The organism is Hungatella sp. (genome assembly GCF_046966825.1).
Window position 1 is genome coordinate 141836 of record NZ_JBKVCZ010000001.1, and the last position, 14040, is coordinate 155875.

Annotated in this window: 19 protein-coding genes and 1 pseudogene; all 20 read left to right on the top strand. The window is 52.1% G+C overall.

Features of this window, described 5'->3' with window-relative positions; translation table 11 throughout:
- The first annotated feature begins 18 nt into the window (after positions 1–18).
- The 20 genes and pseudogenes from ACLTD4_RS00675 to ACLTD4_RS00770 all read left to right on the top strand — a co-directional run bounded on the left by ACLTD4_RS00675 (position 19) and on the right by ACLTD4_RS00770 (position 14034).
- The gene (locus tag ACLTD4_RS00675) at positions 19–348 is read left to right on the top strand and encodes an LPD28 domain-containing protein (protein ID WP_298546088.1); all 330 of its coding nucleotides are present in this window, start codon (positions 19–21) and stop codon (positions 346–348) included.
- 76 nt (positions 349–424) lie between these two features.
- Positions 425–1405, top strand: coding sequence for a DNA adenine methylase (locus ACLTD4_RS00680; RefSeq protein ID WP_080633549.1), 981 nt, complete (start codon positions 425–427; stop codon positions 1403–1405).
- On the top strand, positions 1402–1662 hold the full coding sequence (locus ACLTD4_RS00685) for a hypothetical protein (protein WP_002595341.1): 261 nt from the start codon (positions 1402–1404) through the stop codon (positions 1660–1662). The genes ACLTD4_RS00680 and ACLTD4_RS00685 overlap by 4 nt, the downstream gene beginning before the upstream one ends.
- Positions 1619–1933, top strand: coding sequence for an AbrB/MazE/SpoVT family DNA-binding domain-containing protein (locus tag ACLTD4_RS00690; protein WP_051077490.1), 315 nt, complete (start codon positions 1619–1621; stop codon positions 1931–1933). The genes ACLTD4_RS00685 and ACLTD4_RS00690 overlap by 44 nt, the downstream gene beginning before the upstream one ends.
- A gap of 4 nt (positions 1934–1937) precedes the next feature.
- A complete protein-coding gene (locus ACLTD4_RS00695; protein WP_289582807.1) occupies positions 1938–2501 on the top strand; it encodes a hypothetical protein in 564 nt (187 codons plus the stop codon).
- Positions 2502–2516: 15 nt separating this feature from the next.
- Positions 2517–3077, top strand: a complete 561-nt coding sequence (locus ACLTD4_RS00700; RefSeq protein WP_302818686.1) for a YodL domain-containing protein — start codon at positions 2517–2519, stop codon at positions 3075–3077.
- Positions 3078–3167: 90 nt separating this feature from the next.
- Positions 3168–3512 (top strand): SpoVG family protein, encoded by a 345-nt coding sequence (locus ACLTD4_RS00705; protein ID WP_002595345.1) that lies wholly within the window; start codon positions 3168–3170, stop codon positions 3510–3512.
- Between the two features lie 39 nt (positions 3513–3551).
- Positions 3552–3791, top strand: coding sequence for a DUF6133 family protein (locus ACLTD4_RS00710; protein WP_302818687.1), 240 nt, complete (start codon positions 3552–3554; stop codon positions 3789–3791).
- Positions 3781–4275, top strand: a complete 495-nt coding sequence (locus ACLTD4_RS00715) for a prepilin peptidase (RefSeq protein WP_302818689.1) — start codon at positions 3781–3783, stop codon at positions 4273–4275. Before ACLTD4_RS00710 ends, ACLTD4_RS00715 begins: the two co-directional genes overlap by 11 nt.
- 158 nt (positions 4276–4433) lie before the next feature.
- A complete protein-coding gene (locus tag ACLTD4_RS00720; protein WP_302818690.1) occupies positions 4434–4808 on the top strand; it encodes an LPD28 domain-containing protein in 375 nt (124 codons plus the stop codon).
- 17 nt (positions 4809–4825) lie between these two features.
- Positions 4826–5653 carry a Flp pilus assembly protein CpaB gene (cpaB, locus tag ACLTD4_RS00725; protein ID WP_302818691.1) on the top strand — a complete coding sequence of 276 codons (828 nt, stop codon included), beginning with the start codon at positions 4826–4828 and terminating at the stop codon, positions 5651–5653.
- Entirely contained in the window at positions 5650–6468 is an 819-nt protein-coding gene (locus tag ACLTD4_RS00730; protein ID WP_412250245.1) for an AAA family ATPase, read from the top strand. The genes cpaB and ACLTD4_RS00730 overlap by 4 nt, the downstream gene beginning before the upstream one ends.
- On the top strand, positions 6462–7085 hold the full coding sequence (locus ACLTD4_RS00735) for a hypothetical protein (protein ID WP_302818693.1): 624 nt from the start codon (positions 6462–6464) through the stop codon (positions 7083–7085). The genes ACLTD4_RS00730 and ACLTD4_RS00735 overlap by 7 nt, the downstream gene beginning before the upstream one ends.
- Before the next feature lie 733 nt (positions 7086–7818).
- On the top strand, positions 7819–9645 hold the full coding sequence (ltrA, locus tag ACLTD4_RS00740; RefSeq protein WP_006778114.1) for a group II intron reverse transcriptase/maturase: 1827 nt from the start codon (positions 7819–7821) through the stop codon (positions 9643–9645).
- Between the two features lie 96 nt (positions 9646–9741).
- Positions 9742–10815: pseudogene (locus ACLTD4_RS00745) on the top strand (ATPase, T2SS/T4P/T4SS family); the annotation flags it as partial.
- Positions 10812–11741 carry a type II secretion system F family protein gene (locus tag ACLTD4_RS00750; RefSeq protein WP_302820150.1) on the top strand — a complete coding sequence of 310 codons (930 nt, stop codon included), beginning with the start codon at positions 10812–10814 and terminating at the stop codon, positions 11739–11741. The pseudogene ACLTD4_RS00745 and the gene ACLTD4_RS00750, both read left to right, overlap by 4 nt.
- A gap of 5 nt (positions 11742–11746) precedes the next feature.
- On the top strand, positions 11747–12079 hold the full coding sequence (locus ACLTD4_RS00755; protein ID WP_302820149.1) for a hypothetical protein: 333 nt from the start codon (positions 11747–11749) through the stop codon (positions 12077–12079).
- Between the two features lie 6 nt (positions 12080–12085).
- Positions 12086–12958, top strand: coding sequence for a secretion protein F (locus ACLTD4_RS00760; RefSeq protein ID WP_302820148.1), 873 nt, complete (start codon positions 12086–12088; stop codon positions 12956–12958).
- Between the two features lie 15 nt (positions 12959–12973).
- Entirely contained in the window at positions 12974–13633 is a 660-nt protein-coding gene (locus ACLTD4_RS00765; RefSeq protein ID WP_302820147.1) for a DUF3848 domain-containing protein, read from the top strand.
- Positions 13630–14034: a DUF4320 family protein gene (locus ACLTD4_RS00770; protein WP_412330019.1), complete on the top strand. Its 405-nt coding sequence runs from the start codon at positions 13630–13632 to the stop codon at positions 14032–14034. The genes ACLTD4_RS00765 and ACLTD4_RS00770 overlap by 4 nt, the downstream gene beginning before the upstream one ends.
- Positions 14035–14040: the final 6 nt, after the last annotated feature.

A 14040-nucleotide genomic window follows, 5' to 3' on the forward strand; every position in this document is an offset into this window, starting at 1 on the left:
CAGAGAAAGGAATATGCGATGGCAGTATTTGATGCGACAAAAGAAGGATATATGCTGGCGGAGATTGACGGGAAGCCCGTCCTTTTCACCAATATGCGCCTCGACCGTGACACTGTCCCGGAGGGGCTTTTTTGTTATGATGTACGGGATTCTGATGATTTGGACGGCAGCTTTGCCGAGATCAAACGGTCTGTGATGGTCAACCACTGGGGAACCATCCTGTGCCGGGGGCCGTTTCCGTTGGATGAACATGGCGGTTATTATCCAGATGACTGGGGATTTATCGACTGGGATATGAGCCTTACGGAATTTCAGCAGGCAGCGCTGGAACAGCTTGCGGCGTTATGAAGAAGGAACCTTCCTATTCCGGCATGGAGATGAAATGACAGATAACGACCGCCGCAGGCAAAGGAGGTGATGCGGCATCAACAGCTTTATTAGTTGGGTGGGCGGTAAAAAGGCCCTCCGCAAGTTGATTTATACCATGTTCCCGGCTAAGTTTGACCGTTATATTGAGGTATTCGGCGGCGGTGGCTGGGTGCTGTTCGGGAAGCCGCCCGACCAGAGGTGCATGGAGGTCTACAACGATTACAATTCCAATCTGGCCAACCTGTTCTACTGTGTGAAGAACCGGACGGGATCGCTCCTGCGTGAACTGGGGTTCCTGCCCATCAACAGCCGTGATGAGTTTACCGTAATCCGTAACTTCCTCGACAAACAGGAATTCGACACCCGGTTCTTGAACGAGGAACTGGAGCTGGCCGAGATTTCCCTGCCGCCGCCGGAGTACGAGGAAATAAAAGCGATTCTGCAGGAGAATGCGGAGGTGACGGACGTCAAGCGTGCGGCGGCATTTTTTAAGCTCATCCGTTACAGCTATGGGAGCGGATGTACCTCGTATGGCTGCCAGCCCTTTGATGTGCGGAAATGCTTTGCGGCCATCTGGCAGGCATCCCGCAGGCTTTCGGATACCGTGGTGGAAAACAAAGACTTTGAGGCGCTGATCCGGCAGTATGACCGGGAGAACGCCTTTTTCTATTGCGATCCGCCTTATTATGAAACGGAGGGTCACTATGCCGTGGTGTTCCGGAAAGAGGATCACACACGGCTTAGGGATGCGCTGGCTGTGAGTAAGGGGAAATGGATGGTCAGCTACAACGACTGCGAATTTATCCGGGAACTGTATGCCGGTTATACCATCACAGCCGTCACCCGCATCAACAACCTGGCCCAGCGTTATGACGGGGGCTGTGAATTCCCGGAGGTCATCATCACCAATTACGATCCAAGAGAACAGGAACGGACAGAGCCAAGGCAGCTTCATCTGTTTTCCCTATATGATGAGGACGAGGATGACCGCTATGCGATAGCAGAGCCGACCGGCTCGGAAAGTGAGGCAATATGAATCAGTCAGAAAAGAAAATGACACCGGCACCGCCGGAAGGGAACGTCCTTTCCATCCCGAACATCATGCTGGAAGCGGCGGGGATTCCCAAAGACAGCGACCTGACAGTGGAAACACTCCCTGGTGTCCTGCTAATAGGCCATGAGGAACCGTTTAAAACGGTAACCCATCCCCTGCTTGGACTGCTGGAGGATTTGGGGATTCCGTTTGAAGATGTCAGGCAGGCGCTGGAGGAAGGAGGATATCTTGACAAATAAACCGATTTATAAGTTGGTGGATGGGAAAGGCCGTGTGCTGATTCCCAAGGCATTGCGGGACGCGGCAAAGATGGAATACGGTGACATTGTGCGTCTCGGCCTTGCGGACGGCAGGGTGACGGTGCGCAAGGTGGACATCGTGGAAGCTGGCGACCAGTCCCCGGAAGCCGTGGAAGCCTATGTGCGGGCGGCGTTCAAATCCATGCCGGATGCCACAAGGCTGGAACTGATTGGCGAATTGAGCACTCTGCTCCAGAAAAAGGAGGGATAAACCGATGCGAATCTTTACACATGAGGATTGTGACCAGACCGGCTTTGGATTTTCCCTGAAAAATAAGGTGGTTGTCCTGCCACAGTCTGTGCTGCCCGAAGATCATCCGGGGCAGCTTTTCTTTTGCACAGGCGGCAATGGGGCGAATCCCAATCCCATTGGGCGGTCGGTATTTCTGGTTTCCCTGTCCACCGGAGAGCAGTGCCGGTTCCTGCGCGGCGATGTGATGGGGACGCTGAAGCCGGAGCTTCTGCCCGATGAGGCCAAGCTGCAGCTTTCGCAGATCCGCCCATCCGGCGCGTTAGATCTTTCCAGTCATGCGCCGCAATACTCCGGTTACAGTTTTCTGCCCGATGGACGGTATGCTGCGGGCGTCTGGCTGTGCTCCCCGCAGGAGGTCATGGGCTATATGGAAATGCAGAAGCCCTATCAGTACCGGGTGCTGATTTGTGACCGGGATGACTTTGCGGTTATGGAGGTGGTAAAGGGAGAACTGGTTTATCCATCACAGGAAGAACTCGAAGCATTCCGTCAGGGACAAAAAAACGGAGGCATGACCATGACATAAAGGGAGGGAACGGCTATGAAACCGATTCGCATTGAAAGCGGCATCATCGTCTACTACGGAAACCGGGTGGGCCGTGTGTCGGATGGCCGCGCTGTGGTTGATCCCATGTTTGAGGGGCCGGAATTAATTGATTTCCTTACAAAGCAGCGGAATATCCGTGAGGTCCAGTGGACAGACGGGATGTTTGACCGGCTGATGAGCGCCCCCAGGGACGCCCGCGAAATGGAGGTATTAAAGAACTGCCGTATCTGGCAGCTCAAGCCTGATGTGGATATCCGGATGAAATTCGTCAGCTATGACGAACTGTGCAAAAACTTCGGCTCGCCTGATCTGGAAAATTACCAGCAGGTGTATGACGGCGCGGTAGAAACCAATGACCTGGCCGCGCTTTATACCAAGTTCTACCTTGACTACCCGGCCAGTTATACCGGACACATCATTTCCATGAGCGATGTGCTGGAGCTTTATGATGAATCCGGCAGCACCTTCCACTACGTTGACCGTATCGGCTTTAGGCAGGTAGATTTTGAACCGCCTGGACAGTCGATGACGCAAGGACCAATCATGCAGTTTTAGCAGGCGGCATTGTCCACCTGTTTTTACTGAAAAGAAACAGAAAGGACGCTTTTCCCATGAAAAGGCAGAAGAAAAAAAGGAGGAACCACCATGACAGAACTGGATATCCGCATCACTTCCATGTACCCGCCCGGCTCACAGGGAGGAACAAGGGCGTATGCCTCGGCAACCATCGGCGGCTGCTTTGCCGTCCGGGGAATCAAAGTCGTCGAGGGCGGTAGAGACGGCCTGTTCGTTTCCATGCCCAGCCGTAAGACACAGGACGGTTATAAGGAAGTCTGTTTCCCCGTAACCGCCGAATTTAGGGAGCAGCTCCATGGAGCTGTGCTGGATGCCTACCATCAGGCCATTGCGATGGCGCAGGCGGATGCGCCTGCGCAGACAGCTTCCGCGCAGGAAGCGCCTCAGCCCGGTCAGCAGATGACCGGAATGTAACTTCAAAAACAAAAATCTTAAATTATGGAGGAAATCACAATGAAGAAAATCAGAAATCAGGTTATCAAGTTCCGCACCGCTGTCACGATGAAAGCCTTGCAGGCCAAGGAGAAACTCTCTGAAAATACCGGGGAGGGGTATGTGGACACCGCTGTCAAAATTTTGCTTTGCGTAGTGCTGGGCGCTTTGCTGCTGGCCGGTCTCTACGCCCTGTTCAACGATACTGTCCTCCCCACCCTGACCCGCCGCATTCAGGAAATGTTCAACTATGCCGGATAATCCGGCAGTCCTGCTGATGGAAAGTACAGCGGCATTCGCCCCGGTTTTGCTGTCCGTGCAGGCGGGATTATTTCTCCTTCTGCTGTTGGCGGTATCCTTTTGTGACATCCGCAGCCGGGAGATTCCAGACAGTCTGCAGCTTTCCATCGCGGCGCTGACAATCCTGTGTTTTACACCGGAAAACCTGCTGGGTATCCTGGGCGCACTGCCGTACCTTGTGGCTGCCCTGTTTTTCGGCGGCGCCGATGGCATCGGAGGCGGGGATATCAAGCTGGCGGCCTCCACCGGTCTTGTGTTTGGCCTGGCCGCCAGCCTGACCGCTTCCCTGCTGGGACTGGCCGCTTTTACAGCCTTTGGCGTTACCTGTTCCTGTATCAGAAGGCTTCACGGGCAGAAAGGAAGAACCGCCTTCCCCGTGGGACCGTTTCTCGCGGCCGGCTCTGCCGCCGCTTATTTCATGAAGATTGGAGGACTTATCCTATGAAAAAGAAAATCATCGTTACCCTCTGCACTGCTATTCCCGTGGCCGCGCTGGCAGCTTTTTTCTACCGCCGCAGCCATAAGAAGTATTCGGCACAGTAACCAGACCGGGCGGGCTTCCAAGCGAGGCCCGCCTGTCTGAAAGGGAAAGAAGGAGGACATATGGAAGAACGCACGGATGCCGGTCAATGGCTTTATGAACGGGCCGAATTGGATGGAATGGAAGTCTGGGGAACCGGAGCCGCCCTGGATCACAGCAGTGTCCCGGACGGGCTTTACTGTTATAACCTTTACGGTACGGGAGAGCCTGAAGATTTTGCGCATAACTTTATCTCAAAGGAGCCTGTGGAAAAAGATTGTGTGGGCGCGGTCTTATCCGCACAGCCTCTGCCCTTTCAGGGAAAGGAATCGATGGGGTTAGGGTCTCTGCACTTTTTTGACGAGGAACCGATGTGTACCCTGCAGCAGGTTACCGGCGAGGTACGGATGGCTGAGAATCAGCAGCAACAGACCGGATTTCAAATGCAGGGCATCTAAACAAGGAGGAAAACAATATGCAATTTATCAAGAATCGAACGGTCATCGGCGTAATCTGCATTGTGCTGTCCCTCGTGATCTGCTTTGCCGTCACGCCGCTGTTCAATCAGAGCATCAGTGAAAAGACCGAGATCGTCCGGGTGGTGAAGCCGGTAAAGACCGGCGAAGAAATCACTGCAGACAAGGTGAAAACCGTGGAAGTGGGCGGCTACAACCTGCCGGACGATGTGGTCAAAAACCTCGACACCGCCATCGGAAAGTTTGCTTCCGCGGATCTCGCTCCCGGCGATTACATCATCGCGTCCAAGATTGCGGACGAACCCGCCGCCGAAAACGCCTATCTTTACAGCCTGACCGGAGAAAAGCAGGCAATCTCCGTATCGGTGAAAGCCTTTGCCAACGGCCTCTCCGGCAAGCTGCAGAGCGGCGATATTGTTTCCGTCATCGCTCCGGATTATAAGAAGCAGGGCGCTACCGTGATTCCCGCCGAACTGCAGTATATGGAGGTCATCGCGGTCACGGCCAACAGCGGCTATGATGCTAACACCGGCGAACAGGGCGATGAGGATGCGGAAAAGGAACTTCCCGGTACGGTTACCCTGCTGGCAGCTCCGGAACAGGCCAAGGTTCTCGCGGAGCTGGAAGCGGACGGCAAGCTGCATCTGGCTCTTGTTTATCGCGGCGATCAGGCCAATGCCGCCGCGTTTATCACGGCGCAGGAATCTGTGCTGTTGGAACTGTATCCGCCTGCCGAGGAAGAAACGGATGACGGGCAGACCGAGCCGGAATCTACGGAAAGCGAGGGTTCCGAACCCACCGATGCACCGGAAAGCGAGGTGGAATGACGGTGAATTTCCTGAAACGCAGCATTTTCAGCCGGAATACGGGTGGAGATGAACCGGATCTGGAGCCGGAGAACGAAAACCAGATGCTGGCCGTCTGGGGCAGTCCCGGTTCCGGCAAGACCACCGCAGCGGTCAAACTGGCGGCGCGGCTGGCACAGCAGCACCGGGATGTGGCGCTGCTTTTGTGTGATATGAACACTCCCATGCTCCCCTGCATCTGTCCGCCCAATGAACTGGAGGAAGAACATTCCCTTGGCAGTATCCTTGCCGCCAGCCATGTGTCGGAATCGCTGGTGCGGCACAACTGCATCACCCATAAGAAATTCAAACACCTGACACTGATTGGGATGCGTAAGGGTGAGAACGAATACACCTATCCTCCCTATGAGCGGAGTCAGGCCGAGGAACTGTTAAACTGCCTGCGGAACATCGCGCCGTACATCATCGTTGACTGCGGCAGCTATATCGCCAACGACATCCTCTCAGCCATAGCCCTGATGGAATCGGACGCGGTGCTGCGGCTGGTGAACTGCGACTTGAAATCCATCAGCTACCTGTCCAGCCAGCTTCCGCTTCTGAAAGAAAACAAATGGGACGCGGAGAAGCAGTATAAGGTGGCCAGCAATGTGCGCCCGAATGAGGCCAGCGGACACATCGAACAGGTGCTGGGCAGCGTGGCGTTCCAGCTTCCCCATTCGGAGGAAGTGGCGGCGCAGGTTCTGGAGGGGAATCTGTTCCGGGAACTGAGCCTGAAGGACAGCCGTGGATTCCGAAAAGCAATCGAATCCATCACAGGGGAGGTGTTCGGATGTTAGGAGAAAAGCGGAGCAAAGCCGCATTCTTTGGGGATTCCGGCCAGAGTGTTCAGGAAGAAAAAGTGTCTGGGATGAGCCATGAAGCAGCACCGGCAGAAAGCCGTGAACCGGCTCCGGAACTTACGGACAAATTTTCCAATCTGCAGTTCGGCTCGGACTACCCTGTGGGGGATGATACTTGGAAAACACAGAAAGAAGAATCCGGAATGGATGAGCTGGAATCCGTTGCAGATCCGGAAACCAACGAAAAAGAACAGCCGGATGGGGCAGAGAATCCTTCCCCGCAGCGCAGGGCGGCCCGGACACTGCGTACCCACGACCTGTTCTTTGCCGCAGAAAATGGCAGCCGGGATTTTCCCTCCGTGCTGCGGGAGGTGCAGGCATACCTTTCCAAAGAATACAGCAATCTGGTCACCGGCGATGGCAGCGAGGAAGTCAAGGCACAGATCCGCCGCTTTGCAGGCAAATACATTCTGGATCACCGGATTGCTGTCGAGGGGATGACCACCGATGAACTGATTGACGGGATTTATTCCGAGATGGCGGAGTTCGGCTTCCTGACCAAATACATCTACGGCGAGGGCATTGAGGAAATCGACGGTGCGACACGTTCCTAGCTGAAAAGGTTAGGCACTAAACGTAAGAATGTAACAAAGTTCGGTTTAGGAGAACTGATAATCCGATAGGTGGAATGATAGGGGAACGCCTTGAAACGCCTGCCTAAAACTGCGAATGGCATGATTGTGATTAAGCACAAGATTGTCATAAAGCTCGCTGAAGTCGCCTGTATGCACTTGCTAAGGTCAAAAAGGATACAGCAAAACCAAGCCAGAGGTGGCTGGGAGTGATAGGGCGGGGTCTATAAAATACCTATGGTTAGAATTCTACTGTAAAAAGGCAGTAGACGGCGAACCTTTGAGTGTACGGGTCTAAATCTCTAAACAGTCTAACGGCTGTGCTTGCAGAATGCAAGGTCTGTGAGGATTAGTAAAACTTGTTGATATGAAACTCCTTACACCGTTACAGGCGGTGTCAAAGCAGACAGGCTTAAAGAAGGAACCTAAGGGTATATATGTAAAGATAGGATTATCGGAACGTGGTAAGTCAGCAACGTGGAGGGCTTAATCCCTATGAAGCGTTAGCAGGGAAAACATTTTGTATAACCTGCTTTTATGTTGATGAAAGTAGTGGCACAGTACCGATGAAGCCGTGATAATAAGCGGTGGAGGGATAGCCACAAGTCAGTATTTACAGTAAAACACAACTTACAAACAGTTATGAAACTGCATAAGGTTCGAGTATGACTAAGAGAGGCAGGATTTCCGCAATTAAGGAAGTGAAAGCCGACTTATGGCAACTAGAAAATCAAGGAAGAAACAGCGATTGAGAAACAATGAGTATTATGATACTCAGGCGATTTATGATGAACTGTATTCCAAAGCAAAAGAAAATCGGAGATTTACAAATCTATATGACCTGATTGTAAGCAGAGAAAATATATTGCTTGCATATCGTAACATCAAAAAGAATAAAGGCAGTAAGACCAAGGGAGTCAATGCTACTACGATTCTGGATATTGGAAAAGACAATCCGGAGAGGTTAATCTCATATGTGCGAAATAGAATGTCAAATTTTCAACCAATGCCAGTTCGTAGGGTAGAAATTCCAAAAGATAATGGGAAAGTACGACCACTGGGGATTCCGACCATGGAAGACCGGCTGATACAACAATGTATTAAGCAGGTTCTTGAGCCGATTTGTGAAGCCAAATTTTATAAACATAGTTATGGCTTCCGTCCGAATCGGAGCACTCATCATGCCATTGCCAGAGTGTTGGCACTGACCAACCGGCATAACTTTCAGTATGTAGTAGATATTGATATTAAAGGATTTTTCGATAATGTCAATCATGGGAAACTCATGAAACAGTTATGGAGCCTGGGGATTCAGGATAAACAATTGTTATGTATTATATCCAAGATGCTAAAGACTGAAATTAAAGGAATAGGGGTTCCACAAAAAGGGGTCCCGCAAGGCGGAATTCTCAGTCCATTATTATCTAATGTCGTTCTTAATGAGTTAGACTGGTGGATTGCAAGCCAGTGGGAGAACCATAAAACCCACCACTCATATAAAAATCCGACAAGAAAATATGAGTTGTTGAGAAGGGGTAATTTAAAAGAAGTATTTATCGTCAGATATGCCGATGATTTTAAGTTACTCTGTAAAGATAGAAAAACTGCCGAAAAGATGTTTGCAGCCACAAAACAGTGGCTTGAAGAAAGACTGGGCTTAGAAATCAGCCCGGAAAAGTCCAAGATAGTAAATCTAAGAAAACGATATTCTGAATTTTTAGGATTTAAGTTGAAGCTTTGGAAGAAAGGTCAGAAATATGTGGTCAAATCCCACATGACAAAGAAAAGCAAAGAAAAATGCAAGAAAGAATTAAAACAGAAAATCAAAGTATTACAACATGATGCTATCGGTGCACGGGTACAGCAGTTTAATGCTACTGTACTGGGGTTGCATGGGTATTATAAGATAGCCAGTCATATCAGTAAAGACTTTGCAGAAATCGCTTTTCATGTCAATAAGAGCCTTTATTGCAGAACGAAATGTATACGAAGTAAACGAGGTAATAAAAGCAGGGCATATGAACGCTTTTATGGAAAGTGTAAGGTAAAGCCCCTATTTATACAGCGGGTGGCACTTTATCCAATCCATTACGTGCAGACAACTCCACCGGTATGTTTTTCGCAGGATATATGCAATTACACGGTGAACGGCAGGGAGAAAATCCATAAATATCTGCAAAATTTCAGTTATGATACATTGCAATATATCATGAAGAATCCTGTTCAGAACCAAAGTCTGGAATACAATGATAACCGGATATCACTTTACGTTGGACAACGTGGAAGGTGTTTTATTACAGGAGAAAAACTGAAAATATCAGATATGGAAGTACATCATAAAACCATGCGTTCGGAGGGAGGCACAGATGCATATAAAAATCTGGTGTTTGTTACTGGAGCAGTGCATAAGCTGATTCATACAAAAGAAGTAGAAACCATTGAAAAATACCTTGAATTGTTGAAACGAAAATCAATAGACTTCGTGAAGCTGAATAACTTGAGACGTTTAGTTGGAAATTGTGAGATTAGTGAGAATAAGTAAATATTGATGGAACGCCGTGTGAAATGAAAGTTTCATGCACGGTGTGGAGTGGGGGAAAATCCGGAGATAACTTCAAAGGATTACCTATCACTATTCAACGCATGGGATGACGTGGAGGTGCAGTATTCGGGCGGCGTTACCAAGAAACTTACGGAACACTTCGACAGCCCGGAACACGCCATCAATGTGGTGCGCCGGATGCTGCATATCAGCGGCATGGTGCTGGATGATGCCAGTCCCAGCGTCCTTGGGCATCTGAGCAAGAACATCCGTATCGCTGTGCTGAAATCCCCTATCGTGGACGAGGATGTTGGCGTGGCGGCATCCATCAGAATCGTCAACCCCCAGAGCATGAAGAAAGAGGACTTTGTAAAGGGCGGCACGGCCACCGGGCAGATGCTGGACTTTTTGTCCGAGTGCATCCGCTACGGTATCTCGGTCTGTGTGGCCGGGGCGACTTCCTCCGGCAAGACCACACTGCTGGGCTGGCTGTTAACCACCATCCCGGACGGCAAGCGCATCTACAGCATTGAGAACGGCTCCCGTGAACTGGCGCTGGTGCGCAGGGATTCGGAGGGCCGGGTGAAAAACTCCGTCATTCATACCCTGACGCGGGATTCCGAGAACGAGCGCCAGCGGGTGGATCAGATTGCCCTGCTGGACATGGCGCTGCGGTTTAACCCGGATGTGATTGTGGTGGGCGAGATGCGCGGCCCGGAGGCCAACGCGGCACAGGAAGCCGCAAGGACCGGCGTGGCTGTGGTCACCACCATCCATTCCATGAGCTGCGACGCCACCTACCGCCGCATGGTTTCCCTGTGCAAACGGGCCGTGGACATGAGCGATGACACCCTGATGGGCTTTGTGACGGAGGCGTACCCCATCGTGGCCTTCTGCAAGCAGCTTGAAAACAAAGACCGCCGCCTGATGGAAATCATGGAATGTGAGATCCTGCCGGACGGCACAAGGAGCTTCCGCCCGCTGTTCCAGTACCAGATTCAAGAAAACCGGGTGGAGAACGGAAAATTTATCATCACCGGCGAACATAGGCAGGTCAATCCCATCTCGGAAAGCCTTGCCCGCCGCCTGATGGAAAACGGGATGCCGCAGGAAATGCTGATTCAGCTCTGCCGGATGTCCAATGACGGGAAGGAGGGAAAAACCGCATGACTGCCATTCAACTGTTAGCCTGCGCCGGACTGATTGCCGGCGCATTTTTACTGCTTGGCCTAAAGCCGGTGGAGTTTACGGACAGCCTGTTTGCTTTCCTGCTCCGGCCAAAGCACAGCATCCGGGATGACATCAAGGAATCTGCAGGAAGGAAGAAACCCGGCCCCCTGCGCCGGGAAATCACGGAGGCGCAGGCCGTCCTGGAAATGACCGGGCGGGGAAAGCGCTTCTCACTGGTATGCGCGGTCTCTCTTGCGCTGTTCTGCGCGGGCGGCTCCCTTGCCATCCTGCTGGGGAATTTCTTTCTTGCCCCGGTGATGGCGGTAGGCTTTCTGTTTCTGCCGTTCTGGTATGTGAAGCTGACCGCCAGCCACTATAAGCGGGATATTTCCGCAGAGCTGGAAACGGCGCTGTCCGTTATTACTACGGCCTACCTGCGTACCGAGGACATCGTGACCGCCGTGGAGGAAAACACCGCCTATCTGAATCCGCCTGTTTCCAAGGTGTTTCAGGATTTCCTGATGCAGATTAAGCTGGTGAATCCGGACATTGAGGCGGCGCTGAAAATCATGCGGGAACGAATCGACAACGAGGTGTTCCGGGAGTGGTGCGATGCGCTGTGCGACTGCCAGCATGACCGGAGCCTAAAAACCACCCTCACTCCCATCGTGGCAAAACTCTCCGATATGCGCAATGTCAACGCGGAACTGGAGTATATGATTGCCGAGCCGCGCAAGGAATTTTTAATCATGGTGATTTTTGTGGTAGGCAATATCCCGCTTATGTATCTGTTAAACAAGGACTGGTACCATGTCCTGATGCACACGCCGCTGGGACAGATTATTCTGGCCATTACGGCGGCGGTGATCTTTCTCTCGGCCGGCTTTGTGGTGAAGCTGACCCGTCCCATTGAGTACAGGAGGTGAGCAGGATGGGAGAACAACAAAAAGGCTATGTGCCTGCCTATGCCGATAACAGCAGCTTTTATATTCCCGGCGTTCTTCATGTGGAACGTGATGACAGCCGGATGCTCTGTGAGGATGACGAGGCGGCGTCAGTATTGGCTGAGGAAGATGGCATCCGGTTGGTTTATGGAATGGAAGGTGTCCCGGATGGGGTTTATATAGATACGCCGGAAAACCGTGACGCCATTATCGCAGGGTTGGAAAAATATCCGGAATACAGAGAGGTTCCCCGGCAGGGCAGGATTTCAGAAGGACACGGGCAGTTCCCTGACATGGGAATGTGCTTCGGGAAAGGATAGGAGGATATGACGGGACTGTTATTTTTATTCGGGCTGTTTCTTGCCCTCGGCCTGTTCTTTCTGGCGGCCTCCCTTCTACGGCTCCCCACCATCGGCGCGGCCAAAGCCATGCTGGGAACGGTAAAGCAGGAAAAGAAAGCGGCCAAAACCATCGAAACCTGCCTGATGACGGTGGCGGTACGGCTGGCAAAATACATCCGGATGGATGAGTACAAACGGAGCCGGATGAACAACGTGCTGAAAGCCAGCGGAATGAATCTGACCCCGGAGGTCTATCAGGCATATGCGTTTGTCAAATCAGGCGCTGTCCTTTTGGGCATCGTCCCCTGTGTGTTTCTTCTGCCATTATTATCGCCGGTAGTGGTAATCATGGCGGTGCTGATTTATTTTAAGGAGAGCCAGAAAGCGGATGAACGCTTAAAAGCCAAGAGGGATGAGATTGAAGGCGAACTGCCCCGGCTCGTTGCTACCATTGAACAGGAACTGAAAGCCAGCCGCAATGTCATCGGGATGCTGGAACGGTTCAAAGAGAACGCGGGGGCTGCTCTGACCGGGGAGTTGGATATCCTGCTGGCGGATATGCGCTCCTCCAACTATGAGGCGGCGCTCACCCGGTTTGAGGCAAGGCTCAATTCCCCCATGTTATCCGATGTGGTGCGGGGGCTGATCGGCGTGCTGCGGGGCGATGACAGCGCGGTGTATTTCCAGATGCTGTCCCATGACTTCAAACAGATGGAACTGCAGCGGCTGAAAGCGCAGGCGCAGAAGATCCCGCCGAAAATCCGGGTGTTTTCCTTTGCCATGCTGATGTGCTTTCTGCTGACCTATCTGGCGATTATCTGCTATGTGGCGGTGACCAGCCTGGGCGGGATGTTTTAAGAAAGGGGGATTCCAATGTTTTTACGGGAATTTATTCAGAAATACCCGGATGACTGTCTTGACATGATGACGCCGGGCGGCTTTGTATATCTCACACCGGAGCAGGCCAAGGGGCTGCTGGCCGGGGAAAGTGTCCTGGCGCATCCGGGCGATCCGGAGTGTTCCATGCGGCTGGACGCGGAGGAACTGCTCTCACAAAAAATACTGAGCGTCCGGCATCAGAACCATGTCTGCCATATGTTCATGGATTACCCGGATAAAGAGGAACTGGAGGCGGGGCAAAAGGAGGCGGATGGATTGCAGGAAATGGAAAAGGAACGGAAACTCAAGGAGCGGGTAAAGGCAAACTATGAAGCCTATATCCAGCAGTTAAAAACAAAACCTGCGCCTGACCTTATTGAGATGGCGTCTGAAATTGCCGCCGCTAAGTTTATCTATGAGGAACTGAGCGTTGAGGGCGCGTTCGGTGATTATGCGGATTATCTCCTCCAATTTGAAAATCCGCTGGAGGTATTGAGGGACGGCTGGCTGGAAGAACAGAGCTACGACCATCACGAAGAACTGGATCATGCCTTGTGGAAAATGGCCGACCGGGGATTCGGCGTGGGCGATTATCCCATGTTGGAGGACGGCTCCGCAAACTCCGCGATGGAACAGGGGGTGACCATGTGCTGAAGCGTTTCCGTGGAATCGTAAAAAACAGGCGCGCCGAGGGATATATTGATGTTGTTGTGCTGGTGCTGTGCGCTGTACTGATGCTGGCGCTGGCAATCCGGATACTGCCCGTGTTCGTAGCCAAACAGCAGCTTGACACCTTTGCCACAGAACTGGTAAGGGAGGCGGAAGTTACGGGCCGGGTTGGTTCGGAAACCTCACGCCGCGCCGCTGTTTTACGGGAGAAAACCGGCATTGATCCGGATATTTCATGGTCAACGGGCGGCAGGATTCAGCTTAATGAGGAAGTGACGGTCACCCTGACGCTGCGCCGGAACATCGGCCTGTTCGGCGGGTTCGGCTCCTTTCCCATTACCCTGCAGGCTCAGGCCACCGGAAAATCAGAAGTCTATTGGAAATGAGGTGAG